Annotated in this window: 2 rRNA genes; both read left to right on the top strand. The window is 51.0% G+C overall.

Annotated features, from left to right (window positions below):
- Positions 1 to 164: 164 nt before the first annotated feature.
- Positions 165 to 3,058, top strand: a 23S ribosomal RNA gene (locus tag KFS80_RS26625).
- Positions 3,059 to 3,214: 156 nt separating this feature from the next.
- Positions 3,215 to 3,326 (top strand): 5S ribosomal RNA (rrf, locus tag KFS80_RS26620); the annotation flags it as partial.

The following is a 3,326-nucleotide window of genomic DNA, read 5'->3' as shown; positions in this document are numbered from 1 at the left end:
TCGTTCTTTAAAAATTTGGGTATGTGATAGAAAGATAGACTGAACGTTACTTTCACTGGTAACGGATCAGGCTAAGGTAAAATTTGTGAGTTCTCTTAGTTGAGAAATTCGAATTTTCGGCGAATGTCGTCTTCACAGTATAACCAGATTGCTTGGGGTTATATGGTCAAGTGAAGAAGCGCATACGGTGGATGCCTTGGCAGTCAGAGGCGATGAAAGACGTGGTAGCCTGCGAAAAGCTTCGGGGAGTCGGCAAACAGACTTTGATCCGGAGATGTCTGAATGGGGGAACCCAGCCATCATAAGATGGTTATCTTGTACTGAATACATAGGTGCAAGAGGCGAACCAGGGGAACTGAAACATCTAAGTACCCTGAGGAAAAGAAATCAACCGAGATTCCCTTAGTAGTGGCGAGCGAACGGGGACTAGCCCTTAAGTGGCTTTGAGATTAGCGGAACGCTCTGGAAAGTGCGGCCATAGTGGGTGATAGCCCTGTACGCGAAAATCTCTTAGTCATGAAATCGAGTAGGACGGAGCACGAGAAACTTTGTCTGAATATGGGGGGACCATCCTCCAAGGCTAAATACTACTGACTGACCGATAGTGAACTAGTACCGTGAGGGAAAGGCGAAAAGAACCCCGGAGAGGGGAGTGAAATAGATCCTGAAACCGTATGCGTACAAGCAGTGGGAGCAGACTTTGTTCTGTGACTGCGTACCTTTTGTATAATGGGTCAGCGACTTATTTTCAGTGGCGAGCTTAACCGAATAGGGGAGGCGTAGCGAAAGCGAGTCTTAATAGGGCGTCTAGTCGCTGGGAATAGACCCGAAACCGGGCGATCTATCCATGGGCAGGTTGAAGGTTGGGTAACACTAACTGGAGGACCGAACCGACTACCGTTGAAAAGTTAGCGGATGACCTGTGGATCGGAGTGAAAGGCTAATCAAGCTCGGAGATAGCTGGTTCTCCTCGAAAGCTATTTAGGTAGCGCCTCATGTATCACTGTAGGGGGTAGAGCACTGTTTCGGCTAGGGGGTCATCCCGACTTACCAAACCGATGCAAACTCCGAATACCTACAAGTGCCGAGCATGGGAGACACACGGCGGGTGCTAACGTCCGTCGTGAAAAGGGAAACAACCCAGACCGTCAGCTAAGGTCCCAAAGTTATGGTTAAGTGGGAAACGATGTGGGAAGGCTTAGACAGCTAGGAGGTTGGCTTAGAAGCAGCCACCCTTTAAAGAAAGCGTAATAGCTCACTAGTCGAGTCGGCCTGCGCGGAAGATGTAACGGGGCTCAAACCATACACCGAAGCTACGGGTATCATCTTCGGATGATGCGGTAGAGGAGCGTTCTGTAAGCCTGTGAAGGTGAGTTGAGAAGCTTGCTGGAGGTATCAGAAGTGCGAATGCTGACATGAGTAACGACAATGGGTGTGAAAAACACCCACGCCGAAAGACCAAGGTTTCCTGCGCAACGTTAATCGACGCAGGGTTAGTCGGTCCCTAAGGCGAGGCTGAAAAGCGTAGTCGATGGAAAACAGGTTAATATTCCTGTACTTCTGGTTATTGCGATGGAGGGACGGAGAAGGCTAGGCCAGCTTGGCGTTGGTTGTCCAAGTTTAAGGTGGTAGGCTGAGATCTTAGGTAAATCCGGGATCTTAAGGCCGAGAGCTGATGACGAGTGTTCTTTTAGAACACGAAGTGGTTGATGCCATGCTTCCAAGAAAAGCTTCTAAGCTTCAGGTAACCAGGAACCGTACCCCAAACCGACACAGGTGGTTGGGTAGAGAATACCAAGGCGCTTGAGAGAACTCGGGTGAAGGAACTAGGCAAAATGGCACCGTAACTTCGGGAGAAGGTGCGCCGGTGAGGGTGAAGGACTTGCTCCGTAAGCTCATGCCGGTCGAAGATACCAGGCCGCTGCGACTGTTTATTAAAAACACAGCACTCTGCAAACACGAAAGTGGACGTATAGGGTGTGACGCCTGCCCGGTGCCGGAAGGTTAATTGATGGGGTTAGCTAACGCGAAGCTCTTGATCGAAGCCCCGGTAAACGGCGGCCGTAACTATAACGGTCCTAAGGTAGCGAAATTCCTTGTCGGGTAAGTTCCGACCTGCACGAATGGCGTAACGATGGCGGCGCTGTCTCCACCCGAGACTCAGTGAAATTGAAATCGCTGTGAAGATGCAGTGTATCCGCGGCTAGACGGAAAGACCCCGTGAACCTTTACTATAGCTTTGCACTGGACTTTGAATTTGCTTGTGTAGGATAGGTGGGAGGCTTTGAAGCGTGGACGCCAGTTCGCGTGGAGCCAACCTTGAAATACCACCCTGGCAACTTTGAGGTTCTAACTCAGGTCCGTTATCCGGATCGAGGACAGTGTATGGTGGGTAGTTTGACTGGGGCGGTCTCCTCCTAAAGAGTAACGGAGGAGTACGAAGGTGCGCTCAGACCGGTCGGAAATCGGTCGTAGAGTATAAAGGCAAAAGCGCGCTTGACTGCGAGACAGACACGTCGAGCAGGTACGAAAGTAGGTCTTAGTGATCCGGTGGTTCTGTATGGAAGGGCCATCGCTCAACGGATAAAAGGTACTCCGGGGATAACAGGCTGATACCGCCCAAGAGTTCATATCGACGGCGGTGTTTGGCACCTCGATGTCGGCTCATCACATCCTGGGGCTGAAGCCGGTCCCAAGGGTATGGCTGTTCGCCATTTAAAGTGGTACGCGAGCTGGGTTTAGAACGTCGTGAGACAGTTCGGTCCCTATCTGCCGTGGACGTTTGAGATTTGAGAGGGGCTGCTCCTAGTACGAGAGGACCGGAGTGGACGAACCTCTGGTGTTCCGGTTGTCACGCCAGTGGCATTGCCGGGTAGCTATGTTCGGAATAGATAACCGCTGAAAGCATCTAAGCGGGAAACTAGCCTCAAGATGAGATCTCACTGGAACCTTGAGTTCCCTGAAGGGCCGTCGAAGACTACGACGTTGATAGGTTGGGTGTGTAAGCGCTGTGAGGCGTTGAGCTAACCAATACTAATTGCCCGTGAGGCTTGACCATATAACACCCAAGCAATTTGACTACTCGAGAGAGCATCAGATTGCGGTGTGTGAAGACGAAACGAACCGAAAGTTCGATGTTCACAAACACCGAAAGCTGTCACATACCCAATTTGCTGAAGCGAGGCCAACTGGCCACGACTCAGTACCCGAATTTCTTGACGACCATAGAGCGTTGGAACCACCTGATCCCATCCCGAACTCAGCAGTGAAACGATGCATCGCCGATGGTAGTGTGGGGTTTCCCCATGTGAGAGTAGGTCATCGTC

The sequence above is a fragment of the Pseudomonas rustica genome (assembly GCF_018336155.1).
Lineage (GTDB): Bacteria > Pseudomonadota > Gammaproteobacteria > Pseudomonadales > Pseudomonadaceae > Aquipseudomonas > Aquipseudomonas rustica.
Note: the sequence above shows the minus strand (reverse complement) of the source record. Positions and strands in the feature narration are given on the sequence as shown.